The following is a 20,123-nucleotide window of genomic DNA, read 5'->3' on the forward strand; positions in this document are numbered from 1 at the left end:
GGAGAGGGTTCTTTCACTCTCCCTCCCGCTATTATTACGTTTTTCGCAATAATGAATTGCCGATAAGGCTTATTCCTGCCCATTATTGCCTGTGGCAACCTGTTTGCATCGTTCGGGGATCTTCCCGCTCAGCCAATCAGGACTCTAAGCATGAAACTCTATAGCTTCCCTCTCTCAGGCCATGCCCACCGCGCACGCTTATTCATTTCCCTGCTCGGTCTCCCCCATGAAGTTGTTGAACTGGATCTGAAAACGGGCGCCAACAAACAGCCGGAATACCTGGCGCTTAACCCGTTTGGACAGGTGCCACTGCTGGATGACGAAGGCACGCTGATCCCTGACTCCAATGCCATTCTTGTCTACCTGGCGAAAAAAAGCGGCCAAAGTGCATGGTTACCGGAAGACCCGCAGGGTGCGGCAGCCGTTCAACGCTGGCTTTCCGTCGCGGCGGGAGACCTCGCTTTTGGTCCGGCAGCTGCGCGCCTGGTGACGGTTTTCGGCGCAAAATTTAATCCCGATGAGGTGATTGCCCGGGCACACGTGGTCCTGGGGCGACTTGAGCAACATCTTGCCGGCCGTGAATGGCTGGTCGGCGACCACCCGACCATCGCCGACGTTGCCATTTACAGCTACACCTCCAGCGCACCTGAAGGGAATGTTGATCTTTCTGCTTACCCGGCCGTTAACGCCTTCCTGCGCCGTATCGAAGCACTGCCGGGATTTGTGCCTTTCGTGAAAACGGCCGCCGGTCTGAACGCCGTCGCCTGATCTCGAGCTTCCGGGGAGAGCAAATAAATGAGCGATAAGCTGGCGAAGAAGTCCGTCTGGCATGACGGTGAAATATTCCTTCAGGACAAGGTCGGCGTAACCGAACGCATGGCGGAGGTAGGCCAGCGAGTGATACGCGATCACATGCCCGAGCAGCATCGTGACTTCTACGCTCAGTTGCCTTTTATCGTCATCGGCAGCGTCTCCCCAACGGGTGAAGCGTGGGCAACATTTCTGGAAGGCGATCCCGGTTTTATCACATCTCCGACGTCGACCCGTCTGACAATTGCGGCGTCGTTGACAACGGAAGATCCGGCCGCCGAAGGAATGCGGGATGGCGCCTCCATTGGCCTGCTGGGAATCGAGCTTCATACCCGGCGGCGTAACCGGATGAACGGCACGCTCCTGCAAACGGACAACGGTTTTCAGGTCGAGGTCGACCAAAGCTTTGGCAACTGCCCGCGCTATATTCAGCTCCGCGAGTTCACTTTTAGCCGCGCGCCCGGTAGTCATGCAGGTGGTACGGTAGAGACCCTTCCGGGGCTGGACGCTGAAGCAAGCGCAATGATTCAGGCAGCTGATGCCTTTTTTGTCGCCTCCTGGGCCGAAAGAGAAGGTAAGCGACAGGCCGACGTTTCCCACCGCGGCGGTAAACCGGGCTTCATCCGGGTCGGCGACGACGGCACGCTGACCATTCCCGATTTCAACGGCAATCTCTTTTTTGCCACGCTCGGTAACATCCTGCTTAACGGCCAGGCTGGCCTGCTGTTCGTGGACTTTAACACCGGCGACATGCTGCAAATGACCGGCGAAGCAAAAGTCATTCTGGACTCACCGGAAATCGCCGCCTTCCAGGGCGCAGAACGGCTATGGACGTTTAAAGCCCGTCGGGTTGTACGCCGCCGCAACGCGCTGGCGCTGCGCTGGAAGTTTGAAGCCGAGGGGCTTTCTCCTCATTCGCTGATGACCGGAGACTGGCAGGCAGCCAGCAACCGCCTGAAAGCGACGGAACTCGCCACCCGCTGGCGGCCTTTTCGCGTGGCGAAGATTGAGGATGAGAGCCGCTCGATTCGCTCTTTCTATCTTCAACCTGACGACGATGCTGGCCTGCTGCCTCATCTCGCCGGGCAGCATTTACCCATTCGCGTGAAGCCTGATGCCGCAGGGGCGCCGGTTATCCGCACTTACACACTTTCCTCGGCTCCCTCAGATGCTTTTTACCGCATCAGCGTTAAGCGGGACGGAAGTGTCTCCCGGCACTTGCACGACAGCGTTTCCATTGGCGATAGCATTGACGTCCGTGCTCCGGCGGGTGATTTCACCCTGAATGCCCACGAGCCACGTCCGGCCGTCCTGTTGGCGGGCGGCGTCGGCATTACCCCGATGCTCGCCATGCTGCGGCACATTGTCTATGAAGGGTTACGCAAACAACGTATTCGACAAACCTTTTTGTTCCAGGCATCAAGACAGCGGGAAGATTTACCTTTTACTCACGAGATTGGCGAACTGGTCGCGGCGGCTAAAGGCGCCGTACAGGCGATTCGCGTCCTCAGCCAGCCAGGCGATGCCCGGCCAGATAAAGACTATGACGTGCATGGTCATATTGATATGTCGCTGCTCACGAGCCGTCTGCCGTTTAACGACTACGATTTCTATGTTTGCGGCCCGGCGGCGTTCACCCAATCTCTCTATGACGGACTGCGGAAATACAACATCGGCGATGACAGAATCCATGCCGAAGCCTTTGGTCCCTCAGCGTTGGTTCGCACCACAGCCAGCCAAATGCCAAAATCTGACGCCCTGCCTCCGGCCACCAGCCCCGTGCCAGTTGCTTTTATGCAATCGCTAAAAGAGGCTCGCTGGATGTCGGATTCAGGTTCGCTTTTAGACTTGGCCGAAGCCCGCGGATTAAGTCCGGAATTCAGCTGCCGGGAAGGCCACTGCGGAACCTGCCGGACTAAACTCCTTAAAGGCTCAGTCACCTACCCGAAAATACCGTCCGCAAGCACGGCAGATGATGAGGTCCTGATTTGCTGCGCAGTTCCGGCGCAGCTGCCTGCGGGAGAAGAAAACCGCATTCAGCTTGAGCTGTAATACCGGGATTGCGCCATACCCGGCGAATACCCGATACTGAAATTCCTTTCAGACAGGTGATGAGGTTGCGCATGGATCGTTGGCAGGCGATGAAAATTTTCGTCAAAGTCGCAGAAACCGAGAGTTTTGCCGCTGCGGCACGCCAGCTCCATATCAGTGCGCCAGTGGTCACACGTGCGGTTGCTGCCCTGGAAGAGGTCATCGGAACCCGGCTGTTTATCCGCACCACACGCACAGTGAAGCTGACCGAGCCTGGCCTGCGATATCTCAACGACTGCCGCACGATTCTCACCAGCATAGAGGAAGCCGAAGCGGCAGCGGCAGGCTCCTATGCCACGCCGTCTGGGATCCTGACGGTTACCGCCTCTGTGCTGTTCGGCCAGAAATTCGTCTTGCCGGCGATCACTGATTATCTTGATGCGTGGCCAACCATGCGCGCCCGGTCACTGTTCGTTGATCGCCAGGTAAACATCATCGAAGAAGGAATCGATGTCGCCGTTCGCATTGGGCATTTGCCCGATTCAGGGCTGACGGCAACCAAAGTCGGCACCGTGCGCCGGGTCGTTTGCGCTTCCCCAGGTTACCTGGAAAAACATGGCACACCGTTGACACCTGCGGACCTCAAAAACCACCGTATTGTCTCTTCGGCCAGTGCCTGGGCCTCACCGGAGTGGCGCTTTGCGGGTGAACAACGCGTCATGATCAACGCCGCGCTCCAGTGCAACAACAACGAGTCATCGATTGCCACCGCAAAAGCAGGCTGGGGGCTGACGCGAGTCCTGGATTATCAGATAGCGCCAGCCCTGCACGAGGGGGAACTGCAAATCGTACTGAGCGAATACGAGCTTGAGCCACTCCCCATACATGTGGTGCATACCGAAGGCCGCCACGCTTCCGCCAAAGTACGCACTTTTGTTGACTTTATTGTTGCCCGGCTCCGCGCGAACCCTTTGCTGAACTGAATATCCTCTAACGCCTGCTACTGGCGGAAAACCAGACAATTCCATAACTTACAAAAGCACATCAAAATCAATGATATACCTCTTAATGGGTATATAAAGGCGCATTTGATTTGCATCAATAATCACCACAGCTGAATCGTTAAGGTAGGCGGTAATAGAAAAGAAATTGAGGCAATTATGAGCAAAGTCAGAATCGCAGTTATCGGTAATGGCATGGTTGGCCATCGCTTTATCGAAGACTTACTTGATAAGGCCCCGCCGGACCAGTTCGACATCACCGTATTTTGTGAAGAGCCGCGTAAAGCCTACGATCGCGTACACCTTTCTTCTTATTTCTCCCATCATACCGCTGAAGAACTCTCCCTTGTCCGCGACGGCTACTACGAAAAACATGGCGTAAAAGTGCTGGTTGGCGAACGTGCCATCACCATCAATCGCCAGGAAAAAGTGATCCATTCCAATACCGGCCGCACCGTTTATTACGACAAACTGGTGATGGCGACAGGTTCTTACCCGTGGATCCCGCCGATTAAAGGCTCTGAAACCCAGGACTGCTTCGTTTACCGCACCATCGAAGACCTTAATGCCATTGAGTCCTGCGCCCGCCGCAGCAAACGCGGGGCCGTCGTCGGCGGTGGCCTTCTGGGGCTGGAAGCGGCCGGGGCGCTGAAAAACCTTGGCGTGGAAACCCACGTTATCGAATTCGCGCCAATGTTGATGGCCGAGCAGCTTGACCGCATGGGCGGCGAACAACTGCGCAGCAAAATCGAGCGCATGGGCGTGCGTGTGCATACCGGCAAAAACACCCAGGAAATCGTCCAGCAGGGCACTGAAGCCCGTAAAACAATGCGTTTTGCTGACGGCAGCGAGCTGGAAGTGGATTTCATCGTCTTCTCCACCGGTATTCGTCCGCAGGACAAGCTGGCTACGCAATGTGGGCTCGAAACGGCCCAGCGCGGCGGGATCACCATCAACGATAAGTGCCAGACTTCCGATCCGGATATTTATGCCATCGGGGAGTGTGCCAGCTGGAATAACCGCGTTTTTGGGCTAGTTGCGCCGGGTTATAAAATGGCTCAGGTCACGGTCGACCACCTGCTCGGCACGGAAAACACCTTTGAAGGCGCCGACATGAGCGCTAAGCTGAAACTGCTCGGCGTTGATGTCGGCGGCATTGGCGATGCGCACGCCCGCACGCCTAACGCCCGCAGCTACGTTTACCTCGATGAAAGCAAAGAGGTTTACAAGCGCCTGGTGGTTAGCGAAGACAATAAAACCCTGCTTGGTGCCGTACTGGTGGGCGACACCAGCGACTACGGCAACCTGCTGCAGCTGGTGCTGAACGCAATTGAGCTGCCGGAAAACCCGGATGCGCTGATCCTGCCGGCACACGCCAGCAGCGGCAAACCGTCTATCGGCGTCGATAAGCTGCCGGAAAGCGCGCAGATCTGCTCCTGCTTTGACGTCACCAAAGGCGACCTGATCAAAGCCATCAACAAAGGCTGCCACACCGTGGCGGCGCTGAAGGCCGAAACCAAGGCAGGGACCGGCTGCGGTGGCTGTATTCCGCTGGTGACTCAGGTGCTGAACGCCGAGCTGGCCAAAGCCGGTATCGAAGTGAACAACAACCTGTGCGAACACTTCGCCTTCTCGCGCCAGGAGCTGTACCACCTGATCCGCGTGGAAGGAATCAAATCCTTCGACCAGCTGCTGCACAAATACGGCAAGGGTTACGGCTGCGAAGTCTGTAAACCCACCGTGGGTTCGCTGCTGGCTTCCTGCTGGAACGACTACGTCCTGCAGCCTGAGCTGACGCCGCTGCAGGACACCAACGATAACTTCCTCGGCAACATTCAGAAAGACGGCACCTACTCGGTGATCCCGCGCTCGGCAGGCGGCGAAATCACGCCTGAAGGACTGATGGAAGTGGGTCGCATCGCCCGCGAATACAACCTGTATACCAAAATCACCGGCTCTCAGCGCATCGGCCTGTTCGGCGCACAAAAGGACGATTTGCCAGAAATCTGGCGTCAGCTGATTGAAGCCGGGTTCGAAACCGGCCACGCCTATGCCAAAGCGTTGCGTATGGCGAAAACCTGCGTCGGCAGCACCTGGTGCCGCTACGGCGTAGGCGACAGCGTAGGCTTTGGCGTCGAGCTGGAAAACCGCTACAAAGGCATCCGCACCCCACACAAAATGAAGTTTGGTGTCTCCGGCTGTACCCGCGAATGTGCGGAAGCGCAGGGCAAAGACGTGGGTATTATCGCCACGGAGAAGGGCTGGAACCTGTATGTGTGTGGTAACGGCGGCATGAAACCGCGCCATGCGGACCTGCTGGCGGCGGACCTCGACCGCGACACCATCATCAAGTATCTCGACCGCTTCATGATGTTCTACATCCGCACCGCCGACAAACTTACCCGTACTTCCGTCTGGCTGGAAAACCTGGAAGGCGGCATTGATTACCTGCGTAGCGTGATTGTCGATGACAAGCTGGGCCTGAACGATCAGCTTGAAACGGAGCTTAACCGCCTGCGCGAGAAAGTAATCTGCGAGTGGACGGAAACCGTGAACACGCCGCAGGCGCAGGTTCGCTTCAAACACTTTATCAACAGCCCGCAGCGCGACCCGAATGTGCAAATTGTTAGCGAGCGCGATCAACACCGTCCGGCCACGCCGCATGAGCGTATTCCGGTCACTCTGGTAGAAGTGGAGGAACACGCATGAGCCAGTGGACAACCGTTTGTCAGCTAGACGATATCCTGCCAGCAACCGGCGTTTGCGCCCTGGTCGGTTCGGCGCAGGTGGCTATTTTCCGCCCGCGTAAAGACGAGCAGGTTTACGCCATCAGTAATATCGACCCGTTCTTTGAAGCCAGCGTGCTTTCCCGCGGACTGATTGCAGAACATCAGGCCGAGCTGTGGGTTGCCAGCCCGCTGAAAAAGCAGCACTTCCGCCTGCGGGACGGCCTGTGCCTGGAAGATGAAAGCCGTTCCGTACCGCACTATGAAGCGCGCGTGCAGGACGGGCTGGTGCAGATAAAAGCATAATCCATTCGCCCTCATCCCGGCCCTCTCCCTCCAGGAGAGGGAGAAAGTCACAAAGGCTTCTCCGGCGATCCCCTCTCCCCCAGGGAGAGGGTTAGGGTGAGGGGAAATCAGTTTTTTTTAATTTTTATTTTTTAACCTCATTGGGATAGCAAAAATGTTCACCGACACCATCAATAAGTGTGCAGCGAATGCCGCGCGCATTAACCGTCTCTCGCAGACAAATCCTCTGGGCTTCTGGGTCAGTTCCGCCATGGCTGGGGCCTACGTTGGCCTTGGCATCATCCTGATTTTCACCCTCGGTAATTTACTCGATCCGGCCATTCGTCCGCTGGTGATGGGGGCGACCTTCGGGATCGCCCTGACGCTGGTGATTATCGCCGGTTCCGAGCTGTTCACCGGGCACACCATGTTCCTGACCTTCGGCGTGAAAGCCGGCACCATCTCTCACGGCCAAATGTGGGCGATTCTGCCGCAAACCTGGCTGGGCAACCTGGTCGGCTCGGTATTTGTCGCGCTGTTGTATAGCTGGGGCGGCGGTAGTCTGCTGCCGGTAGATACCAGTATCGTGCACGCCGTCGCGCTGGCAAAAACCACTGCACCAGCGATGGTGCTGTTCTTTAAAGGGGCGCTGTGTAACTGGCTGGTTTGCCTGGCAATCTGGATGGCAATTCGCACCGAAGGGGCGGCGAAGTTCATCGCAATCTGGTGGTGCCTGCTGGCATTTATTGCCTCCGGCTACGAGCACTCCATCGCCAACATGACACTGTTTGCCCTGTCCTGGTTTGGCCATCATAGCGAGGCTTACACGCTGTCCGGCATCGGCCATAACCTGCTGTGGGTCACGCTGGGGAACACCCTTTCCGGCGTGGTATTCATGGGTCTGGGTTATTGGTATGCTACGCCGAAAGCCGAACGCCCGCAGCCTGCCGCCGCAGGCGCAGCGGAAACCGCCCGTAATTAATTGAGGATTGACCGTGGATCACCTGCCGATATTTTGTCAGTTACGTGGCCGCGCCTGCCTGCTGGTAGGCGGTGGCGATGTCGCTGAACGCAAAGCGCGTTTATTGCTGGAGGCAGGTGCGCGCATCACCGTTAACGCCCTCGAATTTAGCCCACAGTTTAAGGTGTGGGCTGAGCAAAATATGCTGACGCTGGCCGAAGGGGCGTTCTCTGAAACGCTGCTGGACGAAAGCTGGCTGGCAATTGCCGCCACCGACAACGATGAGGTGAATCAGCAGGTTAGCGACGCCGCTGAATCCCGCCGGATCTTCTGCAACGTGGTGGATGCGCCGAAACAGGCGAGCTTCATTATGCCGTCGATTATCGACCGCTCCCCGCTGATGATCGCCGTCTCTTCCGGCGGCACGTCCCCTGTTCTGGCCCGACTGCTGCGCGAAAAGCTGGAAGCCAGCTTGCCGCTGCATCTGGGTAAAATCGCCGCTTTTGCAGGTACTCTGCGTGGCCGTGTGAAACAAGCTTTTGCCACCATGGGCGAGCGTCGCCGCTTCTGGGAGAAGTTTTTCACTAACGATCGCCTGGCGCAGTATCTGGCCAACGAAGACCAGCTTGCCGTTGAAAAAGAGACGGAATCGCTGTTCTCCACCCCGCTCGATCACCGAGGTGAAGTGGTGCTGGTTGGCGCTGGCCCCGGGGATGCTGGCTTGCTGACGCTGAAAGGCCTGCAGCAAATTCAGCAGGCCGATGTTGTAGTTTATGACCGCCTGGTGTCGGACGACATCATGAATCTGGTCCGCCGCGATGCAGACCGCGTGTTTGTCGGCAAGCGGGCGGGCTACCACTGCGTGCCGCAGGAAGAGATTAACCAAATCCTGCTGCGGGAGGCGCAAAAAGGTAAACGCGTAGTTCGTCTGAAAGGCGGCGATCCGTTTATCTTCGGGCGCGGCGGTGAAGAGCTGGAAACGCTGTGCAACGGCGGAATTCCGTTCTCTGTCGTGCCAGGGATCACCGCAGCTTCCGGCTGTTCCGCCTACTCAGGCATTCCACTTACTCACCGGGATTACGCGCAAAGCGTGCGCCTGGTCACCGGCCATTTGAAAACCGGGGGCGAACTCGACTGGGCTAACCTGGCGGCAGAGAAACAAACGCTGGTGTTTTACATGGGGCTTAATCAGGCCTCGGCTATTCAGCAGCAGCTGATCGCCCACGGGATGGAAGAGAGCATGCCGGTTGCGCTGGTAGAAAACGGCACGGCGGTGAATCAGCGCGTCGTGGACGGCACCCTAAACCAATTAGGCGAGCTGGCCACCCAGGTTGGCAGCCCGGCGCTGATTATTGTAGGCCGAGTGGTGGGCCTTCGTGACAGGCTAAACTGGTTCTCAAACCATTAAATACCAAGGGAGGCACCAGCCTCCCTTTTACTTTTCTGCCTCTGCACAGCTTTCCCGCAAAATTCTTAACACGGTTTCTGCGCCGCTGCGGTTCGGGTTGATGCGGATCATCCGCTTTTCCAGCTCCGGCTCAGACTGTCTAAAGGTCCCGGAAAGCCGATAAAAAAGCGGCGGGATTTCATACTTAGATTCTGCGCCTACCGGATAAGGTAATGCACCCAGCTTTTGTGCGGCCGCCAACACTTTTTCGGCAATCGGTCGATGAAACTCCACCAGCAGCACCTTCGACTGCGCATTGGCGATAAATGCACTTTTAACCTGAGGCACAGCGCCCTGAGACAATAATGCAACCAGCGCATCGTTCACCTGCGCCTGAACGGCATGCATCACCGGGGCGAAGACTAACCCGCGCAGCACCTCCATAGCCTGGAAGCCCTGCACCTGACTGCCGCCCGAGTACATGCTCTGACGCACAGCCTGAACGGCCGATTTATCACCGACCACAACGCCAACGCCCACCGGGCCGAATAGCTTAAAGCAGGAGAAGGTCGACAGCGTGGCTCCACACTCGCAGCCGATGTTGTCGACCTTCATCACCGCATAATTATCGTCGGCCAGCGACGGCAAAGCGTGGCGATTAAAACAGGCCACCACATCAGCCAATGAATAGGCGTCATCCAATGTCTGGCGGGAATGCTGAATCAAAGCTGCAGCCGGACGATGAGCCGCAATAGCGGCTTCCACATCATTTAACGTATTGAAATCTGACCGAATCAGCTCCAGCCCCATCTGTTCGGCGATAACCGCCGTGGTTGGGTACAGCGGAGCCTGATGAATCAGCAGCTTATCGCCAGCGTTTAGCAATGCCACCAGCCCGCTACGAATAGCCCCGGTGCCGGCTCCCTGCACCAGCGCGGCGGCTGGCGCAGAGAAGAAATCAGCCAGAACGGCCTCAACCCGCTGCGTGGTGCTGGGCTGATTGAGACCGGGCACCAGGCCGATATCCCCCAGGCTCAGAAAATCAGCCCCAGGAAAATGCCGGCAGATGATATCCACCAGGGCGAACTGCTTCTGCTGGGCCTGAGCCAGGCTCAGGCTTTGCAATGGCCAGCTTTCCACATAACTCCCTTAGGCCGGGATAAACAGGCCGCAGAAGAACAGAATATTCAACACAATGCCGGTTATCATCACCGCCACAACCGGCGCGGCCATTTTCTGCACCGGGCGACCCAGCGATTCGTTCAGGAAGTACAGCGCTGTCGCAAGGGTGAAGCCGGTATAACCCGCCATTTTGATGGCGGCAAAGATAGAGCCAATCAGCAGCGCCATCTCCATCAGCATGTTCATCGCGTTGCGGATGTTGTCCGAGGCGTTACGCACCGAAGGATAGCGGCCCAGCCATTTCCCGATAGAGCGCAGCAGCAGGACTTCAGCGGAAATTACCAGCGCCCCGACCACAAAAGCGAGTAGCGGGCTAGCAATCAGGTAGCCGACGGCGAATACAAAGGTGAACCCGGCCACGGCATAAACGCCGGTCGCCAGCGCCGTCGTGGCAATCATCGGCACAAAGCCCACGCCACGCATAAACTCAGCCAGTGCGGCCTGATCAATCAGGCTTTGAGACTGGGTCGGATCCAGCCCAACCTTGTAGGCTTTTTCCAGCGTAAAGATAGAGACCTCGCTGCCCGCAAACAGCTTCATGCTGGCAACGGTGGCGATCAGCCCGCCAACGATGGCGATATACGGCAAATTCTTGATAATACGGGACGTCCGCTCTTCAAACACCGACTGCCCGTGAGCATCGTGTTCATGTTTATCCCGGGAGCGCAGATCCTGAAAAATCGCAATCGCCAGCAGCATAATCATACCCACGAAAATCTCGATCGACTCCGGGTTCAGCTGTGGGAAGAAACGCACCACCAGCACGCGAGTCAGCAGCACAACCACCGCCGCGAACAGGCTGTTCTTCCAGCCAAACTGGTAGAAAATCGCGACCAACGGGAATAGCGCAAAGGCAGATACTACCGGAGAACTCAGCTCACCCAACGAGCCGAGAACATCTACCGGCAGCGCGGTCAGCAGGTGGTTGACCGGCACCAGGCAGGTCAGGATCAGGAGCCCCCAAACGGCACCCAGCCCAAACGCCAGCACGCTGTTGGCCGCCAGCACGCCGAGGATGTCGGTCGGCAGGAACAGCAGCCAGCTGTTAAGCAGCCCGGTTTTCAGGGTGAAGGAGATCCCGACGGAAGCCACAAAGCCGATGCTCAGGCCGAAAGCGATACTCCCCGCCTCGCGGCGGTTCATATTGCCTTCAATAAGCTGCGGCAGAATCGGTCGAATCCCGTCATGGAACACCGCCGCGGAGCGGTGCGCCAGTAAAGCCGTCATCCCGGTCAGCAAGGCAACAACAACAAGGTGAAGGTAGAATTCCATACGGATGCCTTTATTTTAAGTGGTTAACGAGCAACGGGATGGCGTGCTCGATATGCTCAACGGAGAGACCAAACGCCACTTTGCCTTCTGAAACCAGGCGGGCAATTTGCTCTTCTTTCGCTTTAATGCCGGGCTTAGCGATGGTGCAGCTGCGGTTGTAGCCAATCACCGCGATGGCGATAGACAATGCCGCACCTGCCCCGGTATTACAGGCCCCAATATAGTAATCAAGCTGGCCGGATTTCACCTTCAGCGCGGCGTCCATGTCGTTATAGATAAACACTTCGAAGCTGCCCGGCGCGGCGGTTTCGATGGTTTGTTTGATGAGTTCGCGCTGTAGGCCAGCGACACCGATCTTTTTCATGGGAAATCCTTACTTATAAAAGACAGAGGGGTTGTCACGTAACATCAAATCGACGTCTGGCTGGCTGAAACCGGCCTCCAGCAGCATCGGCACAAACGTGGTAAGCAAATAGTTAAAACCTGGCCCGCCGTTCGCTTTCAAATGGGAGCGACGAGTAATGTCCATCGACAGCATGACGTGGTCGAGCAGTCCGCGATCTTTAAGCGCGCTCAGCATCGCAATGCGTTTTTCGTCCGGGTAATAGCTGTTTTTGCCGATGGTATCGAACTGGACGTAGGCGCCCTGATCGATCATCCGCAGGATGTTGTCCAGATTGTCTTTCAGGTCGCAGTGCCCGACGGTGACGCGGGAAAGATCCACGCACCATGACTTCAGAAGCGCCAGTTGCTCAAGGCCCATGGTGCTGAATGACGTATGGGTTGAAATCGGCCTGCCGGTTTCATGATGCGCGATGGCTGCCGCCTGGAAAACTCGCTTCTCCACCGGGGTGATAACGTCCACGCTGGAGCCTATTTCCGCGATGATTCCCGCTTTTAACGCCGTGCCGTCGATGCCAATTTCTATTTCATCGATCATCTCCTGCGCCAGCACTTTAACCGGCGTGGTGGCCACGTGCGGCGGGAAGAAATCGTGCTGATAGTAACCGGTGCAGGCCATCACGTTCATTCCGGTCTCACGGATGATATCCAGCAGGAACTGTGGGTTGCGCCCCATGTAGCGGTTGGTCATTTCAATGATATTGCGCACACCCTGCGCGTAGAGTGACTTCATTTCACCGCAAATCAGCTCGTACTGATCCAGTCGGCAATCGATGTTGTCCTTGAAGCTGGAAAGATCGATATGAAGATGCTCGTGGGCATAGGTATAGCCCGATGGATCGATATGCTTATACCCCGTCATGATTCACTCCACCTGTTGAAGAGACATTCAGCAGCGGCAGGAACGACGTTCCGTTCTGCGGCGCGGCTGCCCTAAAAAAGTCACAAACCGTGGCGCCGACATCAGAAAGCGTAGCGCGTGCGCCCAGATAAGTGCCTGTTATACCGGGCTGCCAAACCAGCAACGGCACGTTTTCACGAGTGTGCTTGCTGTGGCCAATCGTCGGGTCGTTCCCGTGATCCGCCATGACGACCAGGCAATCCCCGACCTGCATATCGGCCATCAGCAGAGCCAGGTTTTTGTCTACCAGCTCAAGCCGCTCGGCATAGCGCGCAACGTCTTCAGCGTGGCCCGCCAGATCGGTTTCCTGAATGTTGGTACAAATAAAGGCGCTGCCAGGTTTATTCAGCTCATCCCGGGTGATATCAAGAATGCGCTGCGAATCGACCAGATTCTGGTAGCTGATGCCGTGCGGGTTAATCGCAATATCCGCCACTTTACCCACCAGCACGGTTTTAACACCGACCTGATGCAGCTGCTGTGGAGCCTGAACGCTGGCATCCACGCCGTAGCCCATATGCACCACCTGGAACCCACTTTTGTATACCCCGGAACGCGGGGCGTTAATGCCGACATAAAGCCCCTGTTTCTCTTCCGCGGCGTTAATCAGCTGCTCGCTGCTCTCAAGCAAGCCACCAAAGGCAATGACCCGACCCACTTTGACGCAGCGGCGCACGACTTCACCAATGGCGCGTACCTGCTCAAACGGTATGGTGCTGAGATTGCCGCTGATGTTAAACACCTGTCCAAGATCGGCCTCAAGGTTATCTCCCACGGCGACAGCCTGGTTTACCCACAGAAACTGCAGCTCGCCACCTCTGCGTTCAACCTGCCAGCCAGCGTCAGCCAGTTCACGTTCTACGTCGTCGATCACTGCAGAAAACGGCATACGGAGTGGCGTTTGTGGCCTTGTGCCCAAAATTTCCTGGTGACCCATAAAAGTGTCCCCACCTTCATGCTGCAATTCGGCTGTGCCATACGCGGCATCGGCGTTCGGCAGCATCACATTGGCCGTAAAACCCAGCGCGTTAATCAGGCCCAGCTTCTCAAGCGTGGGTAAACGCAGGTCGGGAAAGTGCTGCAGGATATGTCCGCAGGTATTCGCGCCGATGTCCTGCGGCCTGACGTCCGGTACATCGTCCATTGCGCCCACGCCGAAGCTGTCTATGACCAGCACCAGAAACTTACTCATGTTGACCTCCCGGAATCGGATGCCCAAGGCTGTCGTACAGCGCTTCGAGCACCGGGTTCCCGCTCTGGATGCCGGACACCAGCGCCACGTCGCTGCGGGTGACAAAAATCTGCGTGCGGAAGCACATCACCACCGGGCTGCCAACGGGGTAGTGGCCCTCCAGCGCCAGGTGATAATCAATGCTGGTGTTGTCTGGCGGCAGCAATCGCGCCTGCTCGGGCTGCACATCGCGGCTGAACACCAGCGCATTCTGCGCATGGCCGCGACGATAATATCCCCCGCCGAAGCAATAGCTTTTGCCCTGAAACTGATGGGAAACTTCTGTCAGATAGAGCATGGCAATCGCCTCGGGCTGATCGCCATGCTGGTTCGCCGGAATGGTGCCGGTCAGCGCGTGGCCCGGTTCGGCATGAGTTACCCCGTGCTCAGCCAGAATGGAGAAAGTGCTGCAGCTTGAGGCCGACGGCGCGTTGATTTGCTCGATCTCAATCCCCTGTTCGTGCAGCAAGTCTCGCGCCTTCAGCAGCGTGATCAAGTTGCGGGTTGGCTGCGTCTGTTGCTGCTCTTCGTTCCAGAGCAGACAGGGGAAATGCGTCAGCCCGGCAAGCCGAATGCCAGGCATTGCGCGAATGGCACGTACCACGTCGTCCAGCTCACCGAGCGGAAAACCGGCTTCCTGGCCCGGGTAAAGTCGGTCGTACTCGGCGAATACCTTCAGCATTACAGCCTGAACACGCCCGCTCGCCAGCGCGGCATCGGACACTTCGCGGGCTTTTTCCAGCGAGAAAAGCGTGATGATTTCCGTCTCGCCGTTCACATTCTCTTCAACCAGGGCCACCGGCACCTGCACCAGATGGCCCACATGTGAGACGGGCACATTGGCTTCACGCAGCGTGCGGGCTTCTTTAAAATCAACGGCCACGGCGCCTTTAAAGCCCAACTCAATCAGCTTGTTGGCAAGCCAGGGGTTACGCCCGATTTGCTTGGTCATAAAGTAGAGCGTGATGCCGTGCTTCTGCGCGGCCGCGAGCAGTTTCCGGCCGTTCTCCAGAACCTGATCGACATCGATAATCCAGGTATCGGGAAGTACCGCGCCCTGCCGCCAAAGCGTTCTGGCCGCATCAATCAACGCCGGGTTCTGTGCCTTGAGTGCCTCAATAAACATGCCTTGCCTCGCGACCTGATAAATAAACCTCTTAAATAATCATTTTTTTGAATATTTAAGCTAAGAAAAAACGCTGTAAATAAATCCGTTAGCCCTTATGAATCAGCCACAGGCTGAACAGGTTAGCCAGCAGATACCCTTCTTCGTTCGGATGCAGCTGCACGTTGAACGGCGCCAGCAATGCGTGGTGGGCCTGCTCAACATCACCAAAGACGCTGTCGGTTTTAATCTCCGCCAACAGCTCTTCATCCAGTGGGTTCACCTCTTCCCCACGGCGGCTGCGCATCAGCGCGTTAGCCATGTGGGTGATCGCCATTGCCCCCTGATCGTTCTGCAGCGGAATAGCCCAGTGGGTCTCCAGCTGCGTCACAACCACTTTCATGCCATCACAAATATCCCGGTCGATGACGCCTGCCTCGCAGAGCAGATTGAGCCGGTCTTCCATACTGATTACCTCTGTCAATAGCTTGGTTCCTGTTCACCGCTCAGCACGCTTTGCTGATGCGCCAGCAGGGCATTCTTATCCACCACCGTTCTCAGCAATTGCTGAATAGGGATATCTTCACTTCGCGTCAGCACCACCGCTTCCGATGCCGTCAGGAAGCATTTGTCCCCGCTTAACGGGAGGGTAGTCAGCCCCAGTGCCGTCAAATCGGCTTCGTTGCTGACGTTCCAAATCACCGCATCCACGCTGCCCTTCGCGATTCTGTGCAGACATTCGTGGTACGACACATCAAGCAATTCCACATCCTGCCCGGAGAAATACACATCCGTCATGATGCGCTGATCCGCCGAACGAGGATCAATCCCAATACGGCGGATGCTCTCCTGCTGCCCGGCGCGGCAAATCAGCTTGTGCTCGCCCACGTAAGTGTGCGGCCCCAGCGCCAGCGCGATAAAAAGATCCGGGTTGCTGAGGTAGCTGTCCGCTGCCAGCCTGGACACGACGGCCAGGTCATAAACGCCATTCAGCAGACATTCCACGCGAACATCCGACCCACGCATATGGGCATAATAAAACGGGATCCCGTCAAACTGCGCCTTCAGACCGCTGGCAAGCCCTTCATAAAGCCGGGTGTACGGCAGCGGCATAGCACACACTACATTGCCGATGTCCGCGAACGCCAATAGGGCTTTGTTATCCATGCTCAGCAGGTAGCTGCCGTTGCGGCCACGGCGCTCAACGCTCACGGCCCCGGCCTTCTCCAGCGTCTTCAACGCGGCCTGCGTCAGGCCAACGGAAAAGCCGCATTCACTAGCTAATTCATCTATGGTTTTCAACCTGTTACCACATTTCTCACCCAGTAAATAGCGGGCCAGGCTGGACTGGGCAACGCCCTCTTTTTTAATAAAGCTGCGGCTCATCGGTTATCTTCAATTTATTGAATGAATATATCTTCATAAAATTGAATATAGATGGCAAAGGGGAAAATGACAAAAGGAGAATGCAGTCACAAAAAAGAAATAACCCGCCAGGCGGCGGGTTATTCATAGGGAAAGATTATGGATGCGCGACGAAACCGATCGCTTCGTAGACCTTTTTCAGCGTCTCTCCAGCGCGGGCGCGGGCTTTTTCAGCGCCCTCTTTCATGACCTGCTGCAGGAAAGCTTCGTCGTTACGGTAACGGTGATAGCGCTCCTGAAGCTCGGTCAGCATACCGGACACGGCTTCCGCCACTTCGCCCTTCAGATGACCATACATCTTGCCTTCAAAGCTGGCTTCCAGCTCAGGAATCGCTTTGCCGGTGACGCCGGAAAGAATGTCCAGCAGGTTAGAAACGCCCGCCTTCTCTTTCACGTCGTAGCGCACCACAGGCGGCTCTTCGGAGTCGGTCACCGCGCGCTTGATCTTCTTCACCACGGATTTCGGATCTTCCAGCAGGCCGATGACGTTATTGCGGTTATCGTCAGACTTGGACATCTTCTTGGTCGGCTCCAGCAGGGACATCACGCGGGCACCGGACTTGGGAATAAATGGCTCAGGCACTTTGAAGATGTCGCCGTACAGCGCGTTGAAGCGGCTGGCCACGTCGCGGCTCAGCTCCAGATGCTGTTTCTGGTCTTCACCCACCGGGACCTGGTTGGTCTGATACAGCAGAATGTCTGCGGCCATCAGCACCGGGTAGTCAAACAGGCCGGCGTTGATGTTTTCTTCATAGCGGGCAGATTTGTCCTTGAACTGCGTCATGCGGCTCAGCTCGCCGAAATAGGTGTAGCAGTTCAGCACCCAGCCCAGCTGCGCGTGCTCCGGCACGTGGGACTGAACAAAGATGGTGCTTTTTTTCGGGTCAATACCACAGGCCAGATACAGCGCCAGAGTGTCCAGCGTCGCTTTGCGCAGCGCGGTCGGGTCCTGACGAACGGTGATCGCATGCTGGTCAACGATGCAGTAAATGCAATGGTAATCATCCTGCATGTTTACCCACTGACGCAGCGCACCCATGTAGTTACCGATAGTTAATTCGCCTGACGGCTGGGCGCCGCTAAATACGATGGGCTTACTCATGTTCTGCTTCCTGATTTGCTAAAGGTGGTAGCCCGAAAGCGGGCAATAAGTCTTCGAAACGATCGAACACAACGTCCGGGTTGCTCAGCCCAATCGCTTCGCCATAGTTATAGCCCCAGGTCAGGCCGACGCTTGGGCAGCCGGCCGCCTGTGCAGCCTGAATGTCATTACGGGAATCGCCGACAAAAAGCAGCTCATCCGCCGCCAGCCCCAGGGTTTCCATGACTTTGTACAGCGCTTCCGGGTGTGGCTTTTTCTCTTTCACATCGTCCCCGCCGATGATGGTCTGGAAATAATGGGCAATGCCCAGATCTTCCAGCAGCGGCGTGACAAAAGGCGTGGGTTTGTTGGTGACGACGGCGAGCGGCAGGCCTTTTTCTTTCAGTGCAGCAAGCGTTGCGGCTACGCCAGGGAACAAGAAGCTCCCCTCTTCCGCCGTTTCCGCATAGAAGCGATCGAACAGTTTGCGCGCCATATTCAGCTGGGCGAGGTCGGGTTCTTTATCTTTCAGCGACCACTTAAGCGCCCGCTGCATCATGATATCTGCGCCGTTGCCGATCCAGGTGACAACGCGATCTTCGCCGGCCACAGGCAGTTCAAGCGCATAAAGAGCCAGATCAACGGCCTGACTCAGGCCAAGCGCCGTGTCGATGAGCGTGCCGTCGAGATCGAAGGCAACACCCCGAATTTTTTGAAACTTATCCATGACTTACCTTAGCCAGTTCAGAACGCATGCGGTCAACCACCGCTTTATAATCAGGCTGGCCGAAAATAGCGGAACCTGCAACGAACATATCCGCGCCCGCGGCGGCAATTTCCGCAATGTTGTCGGCTTTGACGCCGCCATCCACTTCAAGGCGAATATCATAGCCGGAGGCATCAATACGTTCGCGAACCTGGCGCAGTTTTTCCAGCGTGTGTGGAATAAACGACTGGCCGCCAAAACCAGGGTTGACGGACATCAGCAAAATGACATCCAGTTTGTCCATGACGTGATCCAGCCAGGAAAGCGAGGTCGCCGGGTTCAGTACCAGGCCCGCTTTACAGCCGTGTTCTTTGATCAGTTGCAGAGAGCGATCGACATGTTCAGAGGCTTCAGGATGGAAGGTAATAATGCTGGCACCGGCCGCGGCGAAATCAGGAATGATGCGGTCAACGGGTTTCACCATCAGGTGAACGTCGATAGGCGCAGTGATACCGTAATCGCGCAGCGCCTTAAGCACCATTGGCCCCATCGTCAGGTTAGGGACGTAGTGGTTGTCCATAACGTCAAAATGGACGACGTCACCACCTGCGGCAAGTGCTTTAGCCGTATCCTCGCCCAGTCGGGCGAAGTCGGCAGAGAGGATTGAGGGGGCAATCAAATACTGTTTCATCCGCTTCTCCAGGAGTCATTCATCTTTCGGCGGCGGGCGAAACGGCTCAGGCAACCTTCGCTTTATAAAGGGCCAGAAGTTCGTCCACCTTGTTACGTTTACCACCGTTTCGGCTGATGCTGCGGCGAACCTGCAGCTTATGGAAATCGGTGGCGTTCTGATACCACTGGCGAGTCAGCTCGGTGTCATGATTAGAAATCAGCACCGGAATACTCTGCTCCCGCAGCCTTTCAGCCAGCTCGGCCAGGTGCTGCTGCTGCACCATACTGAAGCTGTCCGTGTGATAAGCGGTAAAGTTGGCGGTGGCGGAAAGCGGCGCATAGGGCGGATCGCAATACACTACGGAACCCGCAGCAACGTTTACCATGCTGACATCATAAGACTGGCAGACAAAAGTGGCATTTTTAGCCCGTTCGGCAAAGTTGTACAGTTCCTCTTCAGGGAAGTAAGGTTTGCTGTAGCGGCCAAACGGTACGTTAAATTCACCGCGCAGATTATAACGGCACAGGCCGTTGTAACAATGGCGGTTGAGGTACAAAAACAACACCGCGCGCCGGAATTTGTCAGTGCATTGGTTAAACTCAGTGCGGCAAGCGTAATAAATCGCTTCCTCGTTTTGCGCTTTGGTAAAGAGCAAACGAGACTCCCGCACGTACTCATCTGCGCGGTTTTTGACAATGTCGTAGAGGTTAATCAGATCGCTATTGATATCGGCGAGGACGTAGCGTGAGTAGTCGGTATTAAGAAATACCGACCCCGCGCCAACAAAGGGCTCAATCAGACAGTCGCCTTCCGGCAGATGCTTTTTTATGTCGTCCAGCAGGGGGAATTTCCCCCCTGCCCATTTCAGAAAAGCGCGATTTTTTTTCATGCTGTCTTACTATTTACACCTTATCCAGCTGTGGAAAGGCTCCGACAGCGACTGC

The 20,123-nt window shown here is 56.4% G+C and carries 19 protein-coding genes; 7 read left to right on the forward strand and 12 right to left on the reverse strand.

All coding sequences use genetic code 11. The features are described 5' to 3' along the window. Nucleotides 1-150: 150 nt before the first annotated feature. The 7 genes from WFN87_RS12735 to cysG all read left to right on the forward strand — a co-directional run bounded on the left by WFN87_RS12735 (nt 151) and on the right by cysG (nt 9,222). Nucleotides 151-768 carry a glutathione S-transferase family protein gene (locus WFN87_RS12735; RefSeq protein ID WP_336983129.1) on the forward strand — a complete coding sequence of 206 codons (618 nt, stop codon included), beginning with the start codon at nt 151-153 and terminating at the stop codon, nt 766-768. A gap of 27 nt (nt 769-795) precedes the next feature. Next, nucleotides 796-2,862 (forward strand): FAD-binding oxidoreductase, encoded by a 2,067-nt coding sequence (locus WFN87_RS12740; RefSeq protein WP_336983128.1) that lies wholly within the window; start codon nt 796-798, stop codon nt 2,860-2,862. Between the two features lie 71 nt (nt 2,863-2,933). After that, complete coding sequence (locus WFN87_RS12745; RefSeq protein ID WP_166994617.1) at nt 2,934-3,824, forward strand: LysR substrate-binding domain-containing protein; 891 nt, start codon at nt 2,934-2,936, stop codon at nt 3,822-3,824. A gap of 177 nt (nt 3,825-4,001) precedes the next feature. Beyond that, a complete protein-coding gene (gene nirB / locus WFN87_RS12750; protein ID WP_336983126.1) occupies nt 4,002-6,551 on the forward strand; it encodes a nitrite reductase large subunit NirB in 2,550 nt (849 codons plus the stop codon). Further along, a complete protein-coding gene (gene nirD / locus WFN87_RS12755; RefSeq protein WP_008457053.1) occupies nt 6,548-6,874 on the forward strand; it encodes a nitrite reductase small subunit NirD in 327 nt (108 codons plus the stop codon). The genes nirB and nirD overlap by 4 nt, the downstream gene beginning before the upstream one ends. A 154-nt stretch (nt 6,875-7,028) precedes the next feature. After that, nucleotides 7,029-7,835 carry a nitrite transporter NirC gene (gene nirC / locus WFN87_RS12760; RefSeq protein ID WP_008457795.1) on the forward strand — a complete coding sequence of 269 codons (807 nt, stop codon included), beginning with the start codon at nt 7,029-7,031 and terminating at the stop codon, nt 7,833-7,835. Between the two features lie 13 nt (nt 7,836-7,848). Then, the gene (gene cysG, locus WFN87_RS12765; RefSeq protein WP_336983125.1) at nt 7,849-9,222 is read left to right on the forward strand and encodes a siroheme synthase CysG; all 1,374 of its coding nucleotides are present in this window, start codon (nt 7,849-7,851) and stop codon (nt 9,220-9,222) included. Nucleotides 9,223-9,249: 27 nt separating this feature from the next. Here the strand turns inward: cysG and WFN87_RS12770 are convergent, their stop codons facing one another. From WFN87_RS12770 to dam, 12 genes are all read right to left on the reverse strand, one after another. Further along, nucleotides 9,250-10,341: a PLP-dependent transferase gene (locus WFN87_RS12770; protein WP_166994629.1), complete on the reverse strand. Its 1,092-nt coding sequence runs from the start codon at nt 10,339-10,341 to the stop codon at nt 9,250-9,252. A 9-nt stretch (nt 10,342-10,350) separates the two neighbouring features. Beyond that, nucleotides 10,351-11,655, reverse strand: a complete 1,305-nt coding sequence (locus WFN87_RS12775) for a YhfT family protein (protein WP_336983123.1) — start codon at nt 11,653-11,655, stop codon at nt 10,351-10,353. A 10-nt stretch (nt 11,656-11,665) separates the two neighbouring features. Beyond that, nucleotides 11,666-12,019 (reverse strand): DUF2620 domain-containing protein, encoded by a 354-nt coding sequence (locus WFN87_RS12780; protein WP_038478118.1) that lies wholly within the window; start codon nt 12,017-12,019, stop codon nt 11,666-11,668. Nucleotides 12,020-12,028: 9 nt separating this feature from the next. Then, nucleotides 12,029-12,919, reverse strand: coding sequence for a phosphotriesterase-related protein (locus WFN87_RS12785; protein ID WP_336983122.1), 891 nt, complete (start codon nt 12,917-12,919; stop codon nt 12,029-12,031). After that, entirely contained in the window at nt 12,906-14,150 is a 1,245-nt protein-coding gene (locus tag WFN87_RS12790) for a phosphopentomutase (RefSeq protein WP_336983121.1), read from the reverse strand. Before WFN87_RS12790 ends, WFN87_RS12785 begins: the two co-directional genes overlap by 14 nt. Further along, complete coding sequence (locus tag WFN87_RS12795) at nt 14,143-15,315, reverse strand: YhfX family PLP-dependent enzyme (protein ID WP_336706455.1); 1,173 nt, start codon at nt 15,313-15,315, stop codon at nt 14,143-14,145. The genes WFN87_RS12790 and WFN87_RS12795 overlap by 8 nt, the downstream gene beginning before the upstream one ends. 88 nt (nt 15,316-15,403) lie before the next feature. Further along, on the reverse strand, nt 15,404-15,760 hold the full coding sequence (locus tag WFN87_RS12800) for a hypothetical protein (protein WP_008457820.1): 357 nt from the start codon (nt 15,758-15,760) through the stop codon (nt 15,404-15,406). A 14-nt stretch (nt 15,761-15,774) separates the two neighbouring features. Next, a complete protein-coding gene (yhfZ, locus tag WFN87_RS12805; protein WP_336983120.1) occupies nt 15,775-16,680 on the reverse strand; it encodes a GntR family transcriptional regulator YhfZ in 906 nt (301 codons plus the stop codon). A gap of 136 nt (nt 16,681-16,816) precedes the next feature. Continuing rightward, the gene (gene trpS, locus WFN87_RS12810; protein ID WP_008457824.1) at nt 16,817-17,821 is read right to left on the reverse strand and encodes a tryptophan--tRNA ligase; all 1,005 of its coding nucleotides are present in this window, start codon (nt 17,819-17,821) and stop codon (nt 16,817-16,819) included. Further along, nucleotides 17,814-18,527, reverse strand: a complete 714-nt coding sequence (locus tag WFN87_RS12815; protein ID WP_336983119.1) for a phosphoglycolate phosphatase — start codon at nt 18,525-18,527, stop codon at nt 17,814-17,816. Before WFN87_RS12815 ends, trpS begins: the two co-directional genes overlap by 8 nt. Further along, nucleotides 18,520-19,197 carry a ribulose-phosphate 3-epimerase gene (gene rpe / locus WFN87_RS12820; protein ID WP_039288419.1) on the reverse strand — a complete coding sequence of 226 codons (678 nt, stop codon included), beginning with the start codon at nt 19,195-19,197 and terminating at the stop codon, nt 18,520-18,522. Before rpe ends, WFN87_RS12815 begins: the two co-directional genes overlap by 8 nt. Before the next feature lie 46 nt (nt 19,198-19,243). Beyond that, nucleotides 19,244-20,068 carry an adenine-specific DNA-methyltransferase gene (gene dam, locus WFN87_RS12825; protein WP_166994640.1) on the reverse strand — a complete coding sequence of 275 codons (825 nt, stop codon included), beginning with the start codon at nt 20,066-20,068 and terminating at the stop codon, nt 19,244-19,246. Between the last annotated feature and the right edge of the window lie 55 nt (nt 20,069-20,123).

Origin of the sequence: Cedecea sp. AS113 (assembly GCF_037152415.1) — a bacterium.
Classification (GTDB): domain Bacteria; phylum Pseudomonadota; class Gammaproteobacteria; order Enterobacterales; family Enterobacteriaceae; genus Cedecea.